17 protein-coding genes are annotated in these 15,508 nt (G+C 69.7%); 6 read left to right on the forward strand and 11 right to left on the reverse strand.

From position 1 onward, the window contains the following. Positions 1 to 354, reverse strand: a complete 354-nt coding sequence (locus C1704_RS04050) for a HepT-like ribonuclease domain-containing protein (RefSeq protein ID WP_104301243.1) — start codon at positions 352 to 354, stop codon at positions 1 to 3. Further along, positions 351 to 644: a nucleotidyltransferase family protein gene (locus C1704_RS04055; protein WP_104301679.1), complete on the reverse strand. Its 294-nt coding sequence runs from the start codon at positions 642 to 644 to the stop codon at positions 351 to 353. The genes C1704_RS04050 and C1704_RS04055 overlap by 4 nt, the downstream gene beginning before the upstream one ends. A 161-nt stretch (positions 645 to 805) precedes the next feature. Here C1704_RS04055 and C1704_RS04060 point away from each other — a divergent pair, with 161 nt between their 5' ends. Together C1704_RS04060 and C1704_RS04065 are read left to right on the forward strand one after the other, a co-directional pair. Then, the gene (locus tag C1704_RS04060) at positions 806 to 2,209 is read left to right on the forward strand and encodes an MATE family efflux transporter (RefSeq protein WP_104301245.1); all 1,404 of its coding nucleotides are present in this window, start codon (positions 806 to 808) and stop codon (positions 2,207 to 2,209) included. A 42-nt stretch (positions 2,210 to 2,251) separates the two neighbouring features. Continuing rightward, positions 2,252 to 3,424 (forward strand): ATP-binding protein, encoded by a 1,173-nt coding sequence (locus C1704_RS04065; protein WP_104301247.1) that lies wholly within the window; start codon positions 2,252 to 2,254, stop codon positions 3,422 to 3,424. Here the strand turns inward: C1704_RS04065 and C1704_RS04070 are convergent. Genes C1704_RS04070 through C1704_RS04095 form a run of 6 tightly spaced genes read right to left on the reverse strand, consistent with a single transcriptional unit; the run spans position 3,413 to position 9,067 of the window. Further along, entirely contained in the window at positions 3,413 to 5,458 is a 2,046-nt protein-coding gene (locus tag C1704_RS04070) for an acetoacetate--CoA ligase (RefSeq protein ID WP_104301249.1), read from the reverse strand. The two genes, C1704_RS04065 and C1704_RS04070, sit on opposite strands and share 12 nt — an antisense overlap. Positions 5,459 to 5,506: 48 nt before the next feature. Then, positions 5,507 to 5,959 carry a PIN domain-containing protein gene (locus tag C1704_RS04075; protein WP_104301251.1) on the reverse strand — a complete coding sequence of 151 codons (453 nt, stop codon included), beginning with the start codon at positions 5,957 to 5,959 and terminating at the stop codon, positions 5,507 to 5,509. Next, the gene (locus C1704_RS04080) at positions 5,956 to 6,198 is read right to left on the reverse strand and encodes a type II toxin-antitoxin system Phd/YefM family antitoxin (RefSeq protein WP_104301253.1); all 243 of its coding nucleotides are present in this window, start codon (positions 6,196 to 6,198) and stop codon (positions 5,956 to 5,958) included. The genes C1704_RS04075 and C1704_RS04080 overlap by 4 nt, the downstream gene beginning before the upstream one ends. A 28-nt stretch (positions 6,199 to 6,226) precedes the next feature. Continuing rightward, on the reverse strand, positions 6,227 to 6,649 hold the full coding sequence (locus tag C1704_RS04085; RefSeq protein WP_104301255.1) for a hypothetical protein: 423 nt from the start codon (positions 6,647 to 6,649) through the stop codon (positions 6,227 to 6,229). 52 nt (positions 6,650 to 6,701) lie between these two features. Further along, the gene (locus tag C1704_RS04090; protein WP_245876369.1) at positions 6,702 to 7,886 is read right to left on the reverse strand and encodes a CaiB/BaiF CoA transferase family protein; all 1,185 of its coding nucleotides are present in this window, start codon (positions 7,884 to 7,886) and stop codon (positions 6,702 to 6,704) included. Further along, a complete protein-coding gene (locus C1704_RS04095) occupies positions 7,886 to 9,067 on the reverse strand; it encodes an acyl-CoA dehydrogenase (protein WP_104301259.1) in 1,182 nt (393 codons plus the stop codon). Before C1704_RS04095 ends, C1704_RS04090 begins: the two co-directional genes overlap by 1 nt. Before the next feature lie 135 nt (positions 9,068 to 9,202). Here C1704_RS04095 and C1704_RS04100 point away from each other — a divergent pair, with 135 nt between their 5' ends. The 3 genes from C1704_RS04100 to C1704_RS04110 all read left to right on the forward strand — a co-directional run bounded on the left by C1704_RS04100 (position 9,203) and on the right by C1704_RS04110 (position 11,877). Next, positions 9,203 to 10,081 carry a LysR substrate-binding domain-containing protein gene (locus tag C1704_RS04100; protein ID WP_104301261.1) on the forward strand — a complete coding sequence of 293 codons (879 nt, stop codon included), beginning with the start codon at positions 9,203 to 9,205 and terminating at the stop codon, positions 10,079 to 10,081. Positions 10,082 to 10,189: 108 nt separating this feature from the next. Next, positions 10,190 to 11,119, forward strand: coding sequence for an ABC transporter ATP-binding protein (locus tag C1704_RS04105; RefSeq protein ID WP_104301263.1), 930 nt, complete (start codon positions 10,190 to 10,192; stop codon positions 11,117 to 11,119). Then, the gene (locus tag C1704_RS04110) at positions 11,116 to 11,877 is read left to right on the forward strand and encodes an ABC transporter permease (protein WP_104301265.1); all 762 of its coding nucleotides are present in this window, start codon (positions 11,116 to 11,118) and stop codon (positions 11,875 to 11,877) included. Before C1704_RS04105 ends, C1704_RS04110 begins: the two co-directional genes overlap by 4 nt. Here the strand turns inward: C1704_RS04110 and C1704_RS04115 are convergent. After that, positions 11,867 to 12,295 (reverse strand): DUF1810 domain-containing protein, encoded by a 429-nt coding sequence (locus C1704_RS04115; protein ID WP_104301680.1) that lies wholly within the window; start codon positions 12,293 to 12,295, stop codon positions 11,867 to 11,869. The genes C1704_RS04110 and C1704_RS04115 overlap by 11 nt on opposite strands. Before the next feature lie 211 nt (positions 12,296 to 12,506). Between C1704_RS04115 and C1704_RS04120 the strand changes: the two genes are divergently transcribed. After that, positions 12,507 to 13,490, forward strand: coding sequence for a magnesium transporter (locus C1704_RS04120; protein WP_104301267.1), 984 nt, complete (start codon positions 12,507 to 12,509; stop codon positions 13,488 to 13,490). 5 nt (positions 13,491 to 13,495) lie between these two features. Here the strand turns inward: C1704_RS04120 and C1704_RS04125 are convergent, their stop codons facing one another. Next, a complete protein-coding gene (locus C1704_RS04125; protein WP_104301269.1) occupies positions 13,496 to 14,539 on the reverse strand; it encodes an FAD-binding oxidoreductase in 1,044 nt (347 codons plus the stop codon). Then, positions 14,536 to 15,507, reverse strand: coding sequence for a PdxA family dehydrogenase (locus tag C1704_RS04130; RefSeq protein WP_104301271.1), 972 nt, complete (start codon positions 15,505 to 15,507; stop codon positions 14,536 to 14,538). The genes C1704_RS04125 and C1704_RS04130 overlap by 4 nt, the downstream gene beginning before the upstream one ends. Between the last annotated feature and the right edge of the window lies 1 nt (position 15,508).

A 15,508-nucleotide genomic window follows, 5' to 3' on the forward strand; every position in this document is an offset into this window, starting at 1 on the left:
CTATGCCCCCCCTGCGGGGGGCAGCTTCGAGGTCAGCTCGACAACGAGAGCGGGCAGCGCAATGGCAACGGTGTCCCACACCACGTCGAGGTCAATGTCGAAGTAGCCATGGGTCAGGCGATTTCGCATCCCGCGCATGCTGCGCCACGGCAGGGACGGCCACTGGTCAACAGTCTCGGGGTGGTCATTCATCAGCTTGGTGGCTGCCTCGCCGATGATCACCAGATTGAGGATGACCGCTTGCTGGGTACGCTTGTCATCCAGGAACTCCGCCCTGGACAGGCCTTCGACATAGGCGCAGGCTTGCCGGGCCGCCTCCAGCATGTGCCGAAGGTAGTCGGCGGCACGATTCATAGGGGCTGGGCCTGGGCCAACACCTGAGGTCTGAATCGCGCCGGCAAGTCTCCAGGAGTCAGGACATCCACCGGCACCCCCAGGATCTCTTCGAGCTCATCCTGCAGCCCCCCCAGGTCGAACAAGGTCGTCCCCGGCAGGGGATCGACCAGGAGGTCGAGATCACTGCCGACATGATCCTGGCCGGTCAGCACAGAACCGAAGACGCGTGGATTGGCCACCGGAAACCGCCGCACAGCGGCTCGCACCGCAGCACGATGCTGGGACAGCGCACTGGAAGGTGTGGTCATGGGGTGAAGCGTCTCCATGGCTGTGATCATAGTGCGACGGTCATGAATTTCATGAGATACGTCGCGGTTACCGCGCTACGCTCATGTTCAGCGCGAGCCCCATCCTAACCTGGGCGGCGCCCTGTCCGCCCGCGAAGTAGCCTCTCTTCCACCGCCTCCCCATGAGCACCGCTGTCCTTGCGCAGCCGGGCGCACGCGCCGCTGCGCCGCGCCCCCCGTTGTTCGCCATCACCTGGCCACTGTTCACCGAGCTGCTGCTGGGCATCAGCGTGGGCCTGGCGGGGCTGTGGATGGCCTCGCGCGTGTCGGACGCGGCCTCGGGCGCGTTTGCGATGGTCAACCACCTGCAGGCGGCCTTCTTCATCCTGTTCCGCATCATCAGCATGGGGGTGAGCGTGGTCATCACGCAAAACCTCGGGGCGGGCAACCGGGCGGCGGCCGATGAGACGGCACGGGTGTCGCTGGGCGCCAGCACCTGGCTGGGGCTGCTGACGGGGTGCTCGCTGCTGGCCGGCGCGCCCTGGCTGCTGCAGTGGATGAACACGCCCGCCGAGCTGATGCCGCTGGCCGTGCCCTTCCTGCAGATGGCCGCGCTGGCCCTGGTGCTGGACGCCTACAACGCCACGATGGCCTCGGTGATGCGCGCCCACCTGCATGCACGCGACACGCTGCTGAACATGCTGGCCATGCACACGCTGCACCTGCTGCTGTGCATCCCGCTGATGGGCGGCATGGGGCCGCTGCCGGGGCTGGGCCTGGTGGGCTTTGCGCTGGCGATGGCCCTCAGCCGTGCCTTCGGCCTGGGCCTGCACCTGCTGCTGTGGCGCTGGCGGCTCAAGCTCGTGCCCACGGCCCGCGACTGGTGGGTGATGCGCTGGAAGCCGCTGGCCCCGGTGCTGCACATCGGCCTGCCCGGCGGGGCCGAGACCATCGCCTACCGGCTGGCGCTGATGGTGAGCATCGCGGTGGTGGCACGCATGGGGGCCACCGAGCTGGCGGTGCACAGCTACACGATGCAGGTGATGTATTTCATCCTGCTGTTCGGCCTGGCCATCGGCTTTGCGGCCGAGATCCTGGTGGGCCACCTGATCGGCTCGGCCCGGCTGCACGAGGCGCACGCCCTGGTGCGCAAGTCGCTGTTCCTGGGGCTGGGGGTGTCCACGGGCGCCGCGCTCGTCGCTGCGCTGGGCGCGCCGTGGTACTTGCGCCTGTTCACGCAGGACGAGGCCATCATCGCCTCGGCCGTGCTGCTGCTGTGGCTCACGGTGCTGCTGGAGCCGGGGCGCACCTTCAACCTGGTGGTGATCAACGCACTGCGCGCCACCGGCGACGCGCGCTTCCCGGTGGCCGCGGGCATCGTCTCGATGGTGGTGGTGCTGGCCGGCGGCTCGTGGTTCTTTGGCGTGCACCTGGGCTGGGGTCTGCCCGGCGTGTGGATCGCCTACGCCCTGGACGAATGGATCCGCGGCCTGGCGATGGCGGCGCGCTGGTGGGGCCACGGCTGGGTGCGCCACGCCCGCGCCACGCACCGGCGCGTGGTGCGAGAGCGGCAGCCGGTGGGGTGATTTGTCCTTGCATATTGAGCGTTGTATGCTCAAAATGCAAGGATGATTGATCGCCAACTGTTGCCCCGGATCGAGCACCTGCTGTCGCAGAGCCCGGCCGTGGCCCTGCTGGGCCCGCGTCAGGTGGGCAAGACTACCTTGGCCCAAGCGCTGGGTGCCCGCCATTCACCGTCGGTGATGCTGGATCTGGAGCGCGACTCGGACCGGGCTGCCATTGCACAGCCGGAGCTGTTCCTCCCGCAACACCGCCAAGCCCTGGTCGTGCTCGACGAAGTGCAGCTCGTGCCGGATCTGTTCCGGGCCTTGCGTCCGGAGATCGATGCCGACCGCAGGCCTGGCCGCTTCCTGTTGCTGGGATCGGCTTCGGGCGACCTTCTGCGCCAGAGCAGCGAATCGCTGGCAGGCCGGGTGGCGTATGCGGAGTTGACGCCATTGCTGGCCAGTGAAGTGGTCAGCGACCTGACCTCGCTCCAGGCCTTGTGGCTGCGTGGTGGCTATCCCCTGAGCCATCTGGCTTCCAGCGATGAAGCCTCGTTCGAGTGGCGGCAGAACTTCGTGCACACCTTCCTGCAACAGGACCTTCCCTCGATGGGCGTGCGGGTGCCGGCCGAAACCCTGCGCCGCTTCTGGGTCATGCTGGCCCACCTGCAAGGCCAGCTCTTCAACGCCTCGCAACTCGCGCAAGCCCTGGGAGGGATCGCGCACACCACCATTGCCCGCTATCTGGACACCCTGGTCGATGCTCTGGTGGTACGCCGGCTCGAGCCGCACTGGGTCAACGTGGGCAAGCGGCTGGTGAAGTCACCGAAGGTCTATGTGCGCGACAGCGGCCTGGTACATGCCCTGCTGGGCCTGGCCACCGTCAGAGACCTGCAGGGGCATCCGGTGGCCGGCGCCTCCTGGGAAGGCTTCGTGGTGGAGCAGGTGGCGGCCGCTTTGCCCGCGGGCGCGCAGTTGAGCTTCTACCGCACGGCCGCCGGTGCCGAACTGGACCTGGTGGTGGAACTTGGCACACGCAAGTTCGGCATCGAGATCAAGTTCTCTGCCGCCCCCAAGCCCACCAAAGGGTTCTGGCAGGCCTTGTCCGACCTGAAGATCGAGCGGGCCTGGGTGGTCGCCCCCGTCGAGCGCCGCTACCCGCTGGCGCCCGGCGTGGAGGTGGTGCCCGTCCAGGCCCTGCAGGGCCTGGCCGAGCAGCTGCAATCAGGCGGATGAGGCCCCGCGCTGCTGCGCCAGCGCGATGAACCACTCCAGCGCACCAGGGTTGGCCATGGCGTCGCGGTTGAGCACCTTGTCCACCGGGTGGCCCAGCAGCAGGCGCTTGATGGGCAGCTCGAGCTTCTTGCCCGACAGCGTGCGCGGGATCTCGGGCACCTGGTAGATGTCGTTGGGCACGTGGCGGGCCGAGAGCGCTTCGCGGATGCCGGCCTTCAGGCGCGCCACCAGCGCGCCATCGAGCGTGTGGCCTTCGCGCAGCACCACGAAGAGGGGCATCCAGCTTTCGCGGCCCAGGTATTCGAGGTCCACCACCAGGCTGTCGAGCACCTCGGGGAAGGCTTCCACGGCGCGGTACAACTCGGCCGTGCCCATGCGGATGCCGTGGCGGTTGATGGTGGCGTCGCTGCGGCCATAGATGATGGCGCCCCCGCGCGGGGTGATCTTCAGCCAGTCGCCGTGGCGCCAGAGGCCTTCGCCGCGCGGGCCGCGGTACATCTCGAAGTAGCTCTCGCGCAAGCGGGAACCGTCGGCATCGCCCCAGAAGCACAGCGGCATCGAGGGCATGGGGCGCGTGCAGACCAGTTCGCCCACTGCATCGACGATGGGGTGGCCCTGGCCGTTCGCGTCGGGCTCGCTGTAGGCATACACGGCCGCGCCCAGGCAGCGGCACTGCATCTCCCCGCGCGTCACGGGCAGGCCGCGATGGCCGGCCAGGAAGGCGCCAGCGAAGTCGGTGCCGCCGGCGATGGCCGTGAGCCAGATCGGTTCGCCGCCCGGCTGGGGCAGGCGGTGCCAGATCCAGTCATAGGCCTCGTCGGACAGGGGCGAGCCGGTGGAGCCCACGGCGCGCAGGCGCGACAGGTCGGCCACGGCCTGGGGCCGGACATCGGCCTTCAGGCAGCTGGCGTAGAAGGCCGCGCCCGCACCGAAGAAGCTGACGCCCGCCAGGCCGGCGAAGCGCCACAGGGTGGTCCAGTCGGGTGCGTCGCGGGGGCCCGCGGGGCTGCCGTCGAAGAGGCAGATCGTGGTGCCGCCGAGCAGGGCGCAGACCTGACAGTTCCACATGATCCACCCGGTGGAGCTGTACCAGTGGAAGCGGTCGCCACCGCTCACGCTGGGCCCCACGTCGTTGTGCAGGGTGCCCAGCTTGAGCTGTTCGAGCACGATGCCGCCATGGCCATGCACGATGGGCTTGGGCGCTCCGGTGGTGCCGCTGGAATAGACGATCCACAGCGGATGATCGAAGGGCAGCCATTCAGGCTCGAAGGGCACGTCGTCGGCCACCAGCGTGGCCCAGGCGTGCGCCTGGCGTTGTGGCGTGGCCAGCGGCTCGGCATCGGCCTGGGCGTCGAGGTGGTTCAACAGGACGGCGTGGCGCACCGTGGGCAGTTGCGCCAGCAACTCGGCCACCAGGGGCAGGCGCGGGTGGTCGATGCCACCGTGGCGGTAGCCGTCGCAGGCGATGAGCACTGTGGGCCCGATCTGGCGGAAGCGGTCGAGCACGGCCACCGGACCCATGTCGGGCGAGCACAGCGACCACACGGCCCCCACGCTGACCACGGCCAGAAAGGCCACCACGGTGGCAGCGGTGTTGGGCAGGTAGGCGGCCACGCGGTCGCCCCGCTGCACGCCCAGGCGCTTCAGGTGGTGGGCGAGCGAGGCCACCTGGCGGCGCAGCTCGCTCCAGCGCATCTGCTGCAACTCGCCGCGGGCCAGGCCCGCCTCGTCACACCAGATGATGGCCGGGTGGCCGGCCGTGTCGGCCTCGTCGGCGTGGCGCATCGCCTGCTGGGCAAAGTTGAGTTGCGCGCCACGGAACCACACGGCCCCCGGCATGCGATCTTCCACCAGCACGCCCTCGAAAGGGGTGGGCGACTGCAGCTCGAAGTAGTCCCAGATCGAACGCCAGAAGGCGTCGAGGTCGCTCACCGACCATTGCCACAGCGCGTCGTAGTGGTCGAAGTGCAGGCCGTGTCGTTGACCGAGCCAGCGCTGGTAGCGGTGGATGTGGGGCTCGTGGGCCGGGGGCATGGCGTCTCCTCATGTCGTTTTGACGAAGGATAGCGACGCCCGAGAGGTTCAGCCGCCGTGCTCGATCAGGGCCGCCAGCAGTTCGTGGCGCTGCGCGGCCAAAGGGTTCGTCACCGTCACACCTCCCCAGGTGAAGCCTTCGGTCAGGTCTTCGGACAGCAACAGGCGGCACCCGGCCTTGGCTGCCGAGGCCAGAATGACGGCATCCCACAACCCCAGTTGATGGTCTGCCGCCAGATCAGCCGCTGCCGGCATGACGTCCTGCGATGTGTCGGCGAGTGGATAGGCGTCGCGCCAGCTCAGCAGTGCTGCACGCGCCTGTTCACGCGAGCGGCCCGCCTTGCGTGTGAGCACCACAAACAGCTCGCCCAGCACCTGTACCGGTAACACCACGCTTCCCGACGGCAACTGCCCCAGCAAGGCCAGGACGGCATCGCGCCGGGCGGCATCATTGATGCCTTCTGCGTAGACCAGCAGATTGGTATCGAGCGCGACTCTCACCGGTCTTCGTAGAGGTCGTCACGCGTCCAGTGCCCGGCCTGGACGATCGTCTGTCCGGCGAGACGCTGCAACAAGGCCTCGCGGGCCTTTGCTGCCACGGGATCATCGGCTTCGATAGGCACCAGGCGAGCCACCGGCTTGCCGTGGCTGGTCACGACGTAGCGATGCCCTTCCCGCACCCCCCGCAGCAGGCACGAAAACTGACGATTGGCTTGCGCCGACGTGATGGCCTTTTCCATGGAGCCAATTGTAGTGAATATTCCTACTTTACAGTGCTTTCATTGCCCCAGCGATGGCAGTGACCCGTTCCTGCAGCGCCGGCTCCAGGCCCGCCAGCAGGCCCACCCCCCCGCGCAACTCGCGCGGCAGGGCCTCGTTCAGCAGCTTGTCCTCGTCGGTGGCCAGCCAGGCCCGGGCCTCGCCGTCCTTCACGGTGACGCCGGCGAATGCGAAGATCGGCACGCTGTCCCAGAGCTGCCACTCCTCGCCCACCAGGGCCGCCTGCAGCAGGGTGAACTCGGGCAGCGTGCGCAACAGGGCGATCAGGTCGCGCCCCGCCGCGCTGTGATCCACCACCAGGCACAGGCGCTCGACGCGCCCCGGCGTGCCGAACTCGCCCGCGGCGACGCGCTGGCGCAGTTGTTCGCCCGCCTGTTGACCCTGCTGCTTGCGGCGTTTGGCTTCGCCCATGTGCTGCTCCTGTCCATGCGGCCGCCCGTAGCCGAGCGGCGAGGGCGTGATGTTAGGGCGTTTCGGGCCAGCACCCCGCCTGGGCGGCCGCACGCACCGCCTCGCCATCGGCATCCAGCGGCGGCGGCGGGCAGGGAGCCATGGGCCGCTGGCCGTCGAAGCGCATGGGCGTGAGCACGCCGGGGGGGTGGCCCAGGGTCTCGGGGGCGCGCAGGCCGCGCGCGCGCACGTGCGGGTCGTCGAAAACCTGGGCGATGTCGAGGATGGGCGAGCAGGGCACGCCGGCGGCGTCGAACGCCTCGACCCAGGCCAGCGTGGGCCGTGCGAGCAGGGCGCGTTGCAGCTCGGGCACCAGCTCGGCGCGGTGCTTCACGCGGCCGGCGTTGGTGGTGTAGCGATCGTCTTGCGCCAGGGCCGCGAGGCCCATCGCCTCGCAGGCGCGGCAAAACTGCGCATCGTTGCCCACGGCCAGCACCAGGTGGCCGTTTTCGGTGGCAAACACCTGGTAGGGCACGATGTTGGGATGGGCGTTGCCCATGCGCGTGGGCGGCGTGCCGCTCACGAGGTAGTTGGAAGCCTGGTTGGCCAGCATGGCGACCTGCACGTCGAGCAGGGCGGCATCGATGTGGCGGCCGCGCCCGGTGTGCTGGCGCTCGTGCAGGGCGGCCAGGATGGCGGTGGTAGCGTACACGCCCGTCATCAGGTCGACCACGGCCACGCCCACCTTCTGCGGCTCGGCGCCCCGGTCGCCGGTGATGCTCATCAGGCCCCCCTGGGCCTGGATGGCGAAGTCGTAGCCGGCGCGCTGGGCGTAGGGGCCCGTCTGGCCGTAGCCGGTGATGGAGCAATAGACGAGGCCCGGGTTGAGCTGCTGCAGGCTCGCGCAGTCGAGCCCGTACTTGGCAAGCTGGCCGACGCGGTAGTTCTCGATCAGCACATCGGCCTCGCGCGCGAGGCTCTTGACCATCGCCTGGCCCTCGGGCGTGGCGATGTCCAGCGCCACCGACCGTTTGCCGCGGTTGGCGCACAGGTAGTAGGCCGCCGTGCGGGCATCGCCCTCGCCCCACCACGGCGGCCCCCAGCCGCGCGTGTCGTCGCCGCTGCCGGGGCGCTCGACCTTGATCACGTCGGCGCCGTAGTCGGCCAGCAACTGGCCCGCCCAGGGGCCGGCCAGCACGCGCGACAGGTCGAGCACCTTCACGCCCGCCAGCGGGCGCGGTGGGGTGGGCGTGTTCATCAGAACGCGGCGATGCCGGTCTGGGCACGGCCCAGGATCAGGGCGTGGATGTCGTGCGTGCCCTCGTAGGTGTTCACCACCTCCAGGTTCACCAGATGGCGGGCCACGCCGAACTCGTCGCTGATGCCGTTGCCGCCCAGCATGTCACGCGCGGTGCGGGCGATGTCCAGGGCCTTGCCGCAGGAGTTGCGCTTCATGATGGAGGTGATCTCCACCGCCGCCGTGCCCTCGTCCTTCATGCGACCCAGGCGCAGGCAGCCCTGCAGGCCCAGGGTGATCTCGGTCTGCATGTCGGCGAGCTTCTTCTGCACGAGCTGGTTGGCCGCGAGCGGCTTGCCGAACTGCTTGCGGTCGAGCGTGTACTGGCGCGCGGTGTGCCAGCAGAACTCGGCCGCGCCCAAAGCGCCCCAGGCGATGCCGTAGCGCGCGCTGTTCAGGCAGGTGAAGGGGCCCTTGAGGCCGCGCACCTCGGGGAAGGCGTTTTCCTCGGGGCAGAAGACGTTGTCCATCACGATCTCGCCGGTGATGGACGCGCGCAGGCCCACCTTGCCGTGGATGGCGGGCGCCGAGAGGCCCTTCCAGCCCTTTTCGAGGATGAAGCCGCGGATGGCGCCTTCGTCGTCCTTGGCCCACACCACGAAGACGTCGGCGATGGGGCTGTTGGTGATCCACATCTTGCTGCCAGTGAGGCTGTAGCCGCCGTCGACCTTCCTGGCGCGCGTGACCATGCTGCCGGGGTCGGAGCCGTGGTTGGGTTCGGTCAGGCCGAAGCAGCCGATCCACTCGCCGCTGGCGAGCTTGGGCAGGTACTTCTGGCGCGAGGCTTCGTTGCCGAACTCGTAGATGGGCACCATCACCAGCGAGGACTGCACGCTCATCATCGATCGGTAACCCGAGTCGACGCGCTCCACTTCGCGGGCGATGAGGCCGTAGCTGACGTAATTCAGGCCGGCGCCACCGTATTGCTCGGGGATGGTGGGGCCCAGCAGGCCCAGCTCGCCCATCTCGCGGAAGATACCTGCGTCGGTCTTCTCGTGGCGGAAGGCTTCGAGCACGCGCGGGGCCAGGCGCTCCTGGCAGTAGGCCGCGGCCGCGTCACGCACGGCGCGCTCCTCGCCGGTGAGCTGCTGGTCGAGCAGCAGGGGGTCGTCCCAGTGGAAGGCGGCTTTGGTCTGGCCCATGGTGGTCTCCGGTATCGATCTGAGGGGATGTGTCGATGCTAAGCCCCGGAGCAGGGGGTTTCAACCGACAATTGCGCATCGACTTGTGCGAAAAACTCACTCCGTCATCTCCAGTGCCACCCCAGGAGAATGCCCATGCGTCGTCGTATTCCCAGCACCGCTGCCCTTTCAGCCTTCGAGGCGGCCGCCCGCCACGAAAGCTTCACACGTGCGGCCGACGAACTCCACATGACGCAAAGCGCCGTGTGCCGCCAGATCGCCACGCTGGAGTCCGGCCTGGGGGTGGAGCTGTTCCGCCGCACGCGCCGCGGAGTGAAGCTCACCGCCGCAGGCCTGGCCTACGGGCGCCGTGTGGCCGAGCGCCTGGCAGCGCTGGAGCGCGACACGCTGGAGCTGATGTCCACCCAGGGCCAGGGCGGCGTGATCGAGCTGGCGGTCGTGCCCACCTTCGCCACCCACTGGCTGCTGCCGCGCATCCCCGCCTTCCAGCGCGAACACCCGCACATCCAGCTCAACCTGCACACGCGCGTGCGGCCCTTCCTGTTCGACGATTCCGGGCTGGACCTGGCGCTGTACGCCGGCGACGGCCACTGGCCCGGCTGCGAGACGCGTCTGCTGATGCCCGAGCGGCTGATCGCGGTGTGTGCGCCGGCCTTGATCGCCCCGCGCAAGCGCATCACCCCCGAGCAGCTCGCCGCCTTGCCCCTGCTGCAGCAGACCACACGCCCCCACGCCTGGCGCCGCTGGTTCGCCGCGGCCGGTGTGGACACCGACCGCAGCCTGCAGGGGCCGCGTTACGAGCTGTTCTCGATGTCGGTGCAGGCGGCACTGCTGGGCCTGGGCGTGGCCCTGGTGCCCGACTTCGCGGCTGAAGCCGAGCTGGCCGCCGGCCGTCTCATCGAACCCGCCACCAGCGCATGCGAGAGCGACCGCGCCTACTACCTCGCGCTGCCGGAGTCGCAGCCGGCGTCGGAGGCGGTGCAGGTGTTTGCGCGCTGGGTGATGCACCGCTGAACACCGACCACCGTGATGTGAGAAGGGGGTGCAAGTGGTCGTGGCGGCCGCACGCGTCGGGAACTATCCTTCACCTCTTCATCATCGGGCGGGACCGAGGAGCAGACATTGACCTCCCCCATCATTGCCGTGCAGGGCCTGCACAAGACCTATGCCTCGGGCCACGTGGCCCTGAAGGCGCTCGACCTGGAGATCCGCCGCGGCGAGATCTTCGCGCTGCTCGGCCCCAACGGGGCGGGCAAAACCACGCTGATCAGCATCCTGTGCGGCATCGTCACGCCCAGCGGCGGGCGCGCCCTGATCGACGGCTACGAGCTGGCGCGCGACTACCGCGCCGTGCGCAGCCTCATCGGCCTGGTGCCGCAGGAACTCTCCACCGACGCCTTCGAGACGGTGTGGGCCACGGTGACCTTCAGCCGCGGCCTGTTCGGCAAGCCGGCGAACCCCGCGCTGATCGAACGCATCCTGAAGGACCTGTCGCTGTGGGACAAGCGTGATGCCAAGATCCGCACGCTGTCGGGCGGCATGAAGCGCCGCGTGATGATCGCCAAGGCGCTGAGCCACGAGCCGGGCATCCTCTTCCTCGACGAACCCACGGCCGGCGTGGACGTGGAGCTGCGCCGCGACATGTGGGCGCTGGTGCGCCGCCTGCGCGAGCAGGGGGTCACCATCATCCTGACCACCCACTACATCGAGGAAGCCGAGGAGATGGCCGACCGCATCGGCGTGATCAACCACGGCGAGCTCATCCTCGTGCAGGACAAGGTCACGCTGATGCGCCAGCTCGGCAAGAAGCGGCTCACCCTGCAGCTGCAGCAGCCGCTGGCCACCGTGCCCGGCGGCATGAACGGTTACGACCTGGAGCTGGGCGGCAACGGCCACGAACTCATCTACACCTTCGATGCGCAGGCCGAGCACTCCGGCATCGCCGGGCTGCTCAAGCGGCTGGACGAGCAGGGCATCGCCTTCAAGGACCTCCACACCGAGCAGAGCTCGCTGGAAGAAATCTTCGTCAACCTCGTGAGGCAAGCCCGATGAACTGGTATGCCATCCGCGCCATCTACCACTTCGAGATCGCACGCACCCTGCGCACCCTGGGGCAGAGCATCGCCTCGCCGGTGATCTCCACCTCCCTGTACTTCGTCGTCTTCGGCTCGGCCATCGGCTCACGCATGGTGGCCATCGATGGCATCAGCTACGGCGCCTTCATCGTACCGGGGCTGATCATGCTGGCCATCATCACCGAAAGCCTCTCGAACGGCTCCTTCGGCATCTACATGCCCAAGTTCACCGGCACGATCTACGAGCTGCTGTCGGCCCCGGTGTCGGCGCTGGAGGTGGTGATCGGCTACGTGGGTGCGGCGGCGAGCAAGTCCATCGTGCTGGGGCTCATCATCCTGGCCACGGCGCGGCTGTTCGTGGATTTCTCCATCGCCCACCCGCTGTGGATGATCGGTTTCCTGGTGCTGACCTCGATCACCTTCAGCCTCTTCGGCTTCATCCTCGGCCTGTGGGCCGACGGCTTCGAGAAGCTGCAGATCGTGCCGCTGCTCATCATCACCCCGCTGGCCTTCCTGGGCGGCAGCTTCTATTCGATCAGCATGCTGCCCCCGGTGTGGCAGACGGTGAGCCTGTTCAACCCCGTGGTCTACCTGATCAGCGGCTTCCGCTGGAGCTTCTACGGCGTGGCCGACGTGGCCGTGGGCGTGAGCCTGCTGGCCATCGCCGGCTTCCTGCTCGTGTGCCTGGGGATCGTGGGCTGGATCTTCCGCACGGGCTGGCGGCTCAGGGCCTGAGTTGGCGCAAGGTGGCCTCGCAGCGCCGCCCCTGGCACCACCGGTCCAGCGCCTGCGAGAACACCGAGCCTTCGCCGTCCACGGCCTCGAAGAGCGTCATGCACGAACAGAACTTGAGATCGTCGGGCGAACCGAAGACCTCGTGCAGCGTGCGGCCCCGCACCGACATCACCGCGTCGACGCACTCGCGCAGCCTTGCGCCCAGCACCGGGTGGGCCAGGTAGGCGCGGGCCTCGTCCAGATCGGCCAGGCCGTAATGCCGTGCGGTGGCGCTGCGGCCCAGCACGCGCAACTGCGGAAAGACGAACCACATCCAGTGCGTGCGCTTGGCACCGGCGCGCAGTTCGGCCAGCGCGGTGTGAAACACCGGGTCCTGGGCGTCGATGAAGCGCTGGAGATCGTGCCGGTCGCTGAGCATGGCGCCCATCCTGTCACGCCGTTCATGCTGTCGGCAAGCCCTTCAACCCGCAGAACGCTGGCGGCGAGCGATCGGCACGCGCCGCTCACCCCGGACACGGACTTCGAGCCCGGCCCTGCTTGACGCGGGTCAAGACCCCCGGGCCGGGCGCTTGGCGCCTCGCGCCCAAGCGCGTACCGTGGATGGCGTCGTTCCTGCCGACCGCCCGTCCATGCCCCCGCACCCCCTACACCCCGACAGCTCCGCCCGGCGCACGGGCCCGCATGGCCTGCAGGCGCTGGCCCACGAGACGGCCGCGGCGCTGCGCGAGCGCGTGCAGCGCGAAGGCCTGCGCCATTGGGACCTGGTGTGCGTCACCGAAGCCGACGGCCGGCTGCTGGGCACGCTCACGCCCAGCGAGCTGCTGGCCCTGGCACCGCACCAGACGCTGGGCAAGGCGGCCCGCCGCGACGCCCCGCGCGTGAGCCCGGGCACCGACCAGGAGCACATGGCCTCGCTGGCCCTGCACCACTGCGTCACGGCCATGCCGGTGGTGGACGAGGACGGACGGCTGGTGGGTGTGGTGGGCGCGGCTACGCTGATGGACATCCTGCGCCGCGAGCATGTGGAGGACCTGCACCGCCTGGCCGGCATCGCCCGTGAGTCCGTTGACGCGGACCAGGCCCGCCAGGCCCTGACGGCCCCGCCGCTGCGGCGTGCCCGCCACCGCCTGCCCTGGCTGCTGGTGGGGCTGGCCGGCAGCATGGTGGCCACCTACATCGTCTCGCGCTTCGAGGCCACGCTGGAGGCGCGCCCCATGCTGGCCTTCTTCGTGCCGGGCTTGGTCTACCTGGCCGATGCCATCGGCACCCAGACCGAGGCGGTGGCGGTGCGCGGCCTGTCGCTGAGCCACCAGCCCCTGGGCCGGATGCTGGTGGCCGAGCTGCGCACCGGGCTGCTGATGGGCGGGGTGCTGGGGCTGCTGGCCTTTCCGATGGTCTGGCTGGTGTTCGGCGAGCTGGCCCTGGCCGCCGCCGTGGCGCTTGCCCTGAGCGGCGCCAGCATGGTGGCCACCGGCCTGGGCCTGCTGCTGCCCTGGGGACTGACCCGCCTGGGCCTGGACCCGGCCTATGGCAGCGGCCCGCTGGCCACCATCGTGCAGGACCTGCTGAGCCTGCTGATCTACTTCGGCTGCGTGACGGCGGTCGTAGTCTGAGCCTCTCAGGCCGCGGCAAGCCGACGCTGCTCCGCGTCCGGGGTCGGGCCGCTGACAAAGGCATCGGAAAAGAAGTCCTGCGGCGCCAGGCCCAGGTGCTGCACCGCCGTCTGCCTCAGGGCCGTCACCAGGGCCGGCGCTCCGCAGGCGTAGAGCTCGTGGCCGGCCAGTGACGCCAACCGCGCCAGCAAGGCCTGGCGGACGTCGCCGCGGAAGACCTCGGGCGGGGTGTCGGCGATCGGCTCGCTCACGGCCGGCACGAACTCCAGCCCGGGCAGCAGGCGCTGCCACCGCTGCACGGCCGCGCCCAGGTAGAGGTGTTCGAGCCGGCGCCCGCCCCACAGCAGGGTCACGGGGCGCCGCGAGTCGCCTCGTTTGACCATGTCGTCGAGGATGGACTTGATCGGGGCGAATCCGGTGCCCCCTGCCACGAACACCAGGGGGGCCTGGCTGTCTTCGCGCAGCCCGAAGCTGCCATAAGGCCCCTCGATGCGCACCGCGTCGCCGGGCTGCAGCGTCGGCAGCACCGCGCTGAAGCGCCCGCCCGGCACGTGCCGGATGTGCAGCGTGACACCATCGCTCTCGTGGGGCGGATTGGCCATCGAGTACGAACGGCGGCTGCCGTCGTCCAGGATCACCTGCAGGTACTGGCCTGCACGGAACTTCAGGCGCTGGCCCGCCGGCAGGCGCAACTGCAGCAGCGAGACATCGGAGGCGACCATCTGGTGCTTGTAGACCTTGGCCACGAAGGTCTTCGCCGCGGCCGGGTCCACGCGGCGATACCGGGTGGGGGAGATGAGGAGATCGCTGCGCGCCACGCACAGGCACAGCAGCACCTGATCGGGGTCGCAAGCCTCATGGTGTAGGGGCGCCCCGCCAAGACCCTCGACCAGGCCCTCGTCCACACGGCCGGCACAGTTGGCGCACATGCCTTTGCGGCAGGAGTGGGGCAGCTCGATGCCGGCCGCCAGGGCCGCGTCGAGCACGGTCTGGCCCGGCGCACAGGGAAAGTGCAGATCGGTCTGGGCGATGCGGATGGTGTGGCTCATGAGGGGCTCTCGGTCGGGGCGCCAGGCTGCGTCAGGCCAGCCAGCAGGCGCAGGGTGCGGATCATGGCGTCGGGCCGCGCGACACCCCGGCCGGCGATGTCCATCGCGCAGCCATGCCCGACGCTGGACAGCAGCACGTCGGCCCCGATGCTCAGGGCGCTGGCGGCCTGCGGAGCCAGCAGTTTCACGGGGATGTGCCCCTGGTCGTGCAGCATGGCCACGTACAGATCGTGGGCCCGGCGGGCCAGCATGGCATCCGCGCCTTCGGGGCCGTCGACCTGGTGGCCCTCGGCCCGCAGGGTCGCGACGGCCGGGGCCACCAAGGCCTCGTCCTCGGGCCCGAAAAGGCCCCCTTCGGACGCATGCGGATTGAGCCCGAAGACTCCGACGGCCGGCTGCGGCACGCCCAGCAGCCGGCAGGCCCTCAGGCCCGCCCGGGCCGCGGCCGCCACGCGCTGGGGCGTGATGCGCGCCAGCGCCGAGGCCACGCTTTCGTGCAGCGTCACGTGCACGATGCGCAGGCCTGCACCCACCAGCATCAGGAAGACCTCGTCCTCGCGCAGGCCGCAGACGCGCGCCACCAGGGAGGGATAGCCGCTGAAGGCCACGCCGGCCCGGGCGACGGCCCCCTCGTGATGCGGCCCGGCCGCCACGGCGTCATGCCGGCCGGCGCAGCAGGCCTGCAGCGCGGCGGTGGCCGCGGCCACGGCACTGGCGCCCGCCTCGGCATGCACCAGGCCGGGACGCGAGGCCGACGGGGAGGGCTCGGGCGTGGCGACGCGCGCCACGCGCTCGAGCAGATCGATCAGGCCGAGCTGCTGCGCCGTGCGCTCGAGCACCCCGGGCGGGCCGTACAGGGTCAGGTGCAGGCCCTGCTCGCCCTGCAGGGCCTGCACCGCCTTCAGCGCGATCTCCGGGCCGATCCCGTTCGGATCGCCCACGGCCAGGGCCAGGCGCCGTGTGCTCATC

This window comes from Caldimonas caldifontis (genome assembly GCF_002930615.1).
Lineage (GTDB): Bacteria > Pseudomonadota > Gammaproteobacteria > Burkholderiales > Burkholderiaceae_C > Caldimonas > Caldimonas caldifontis.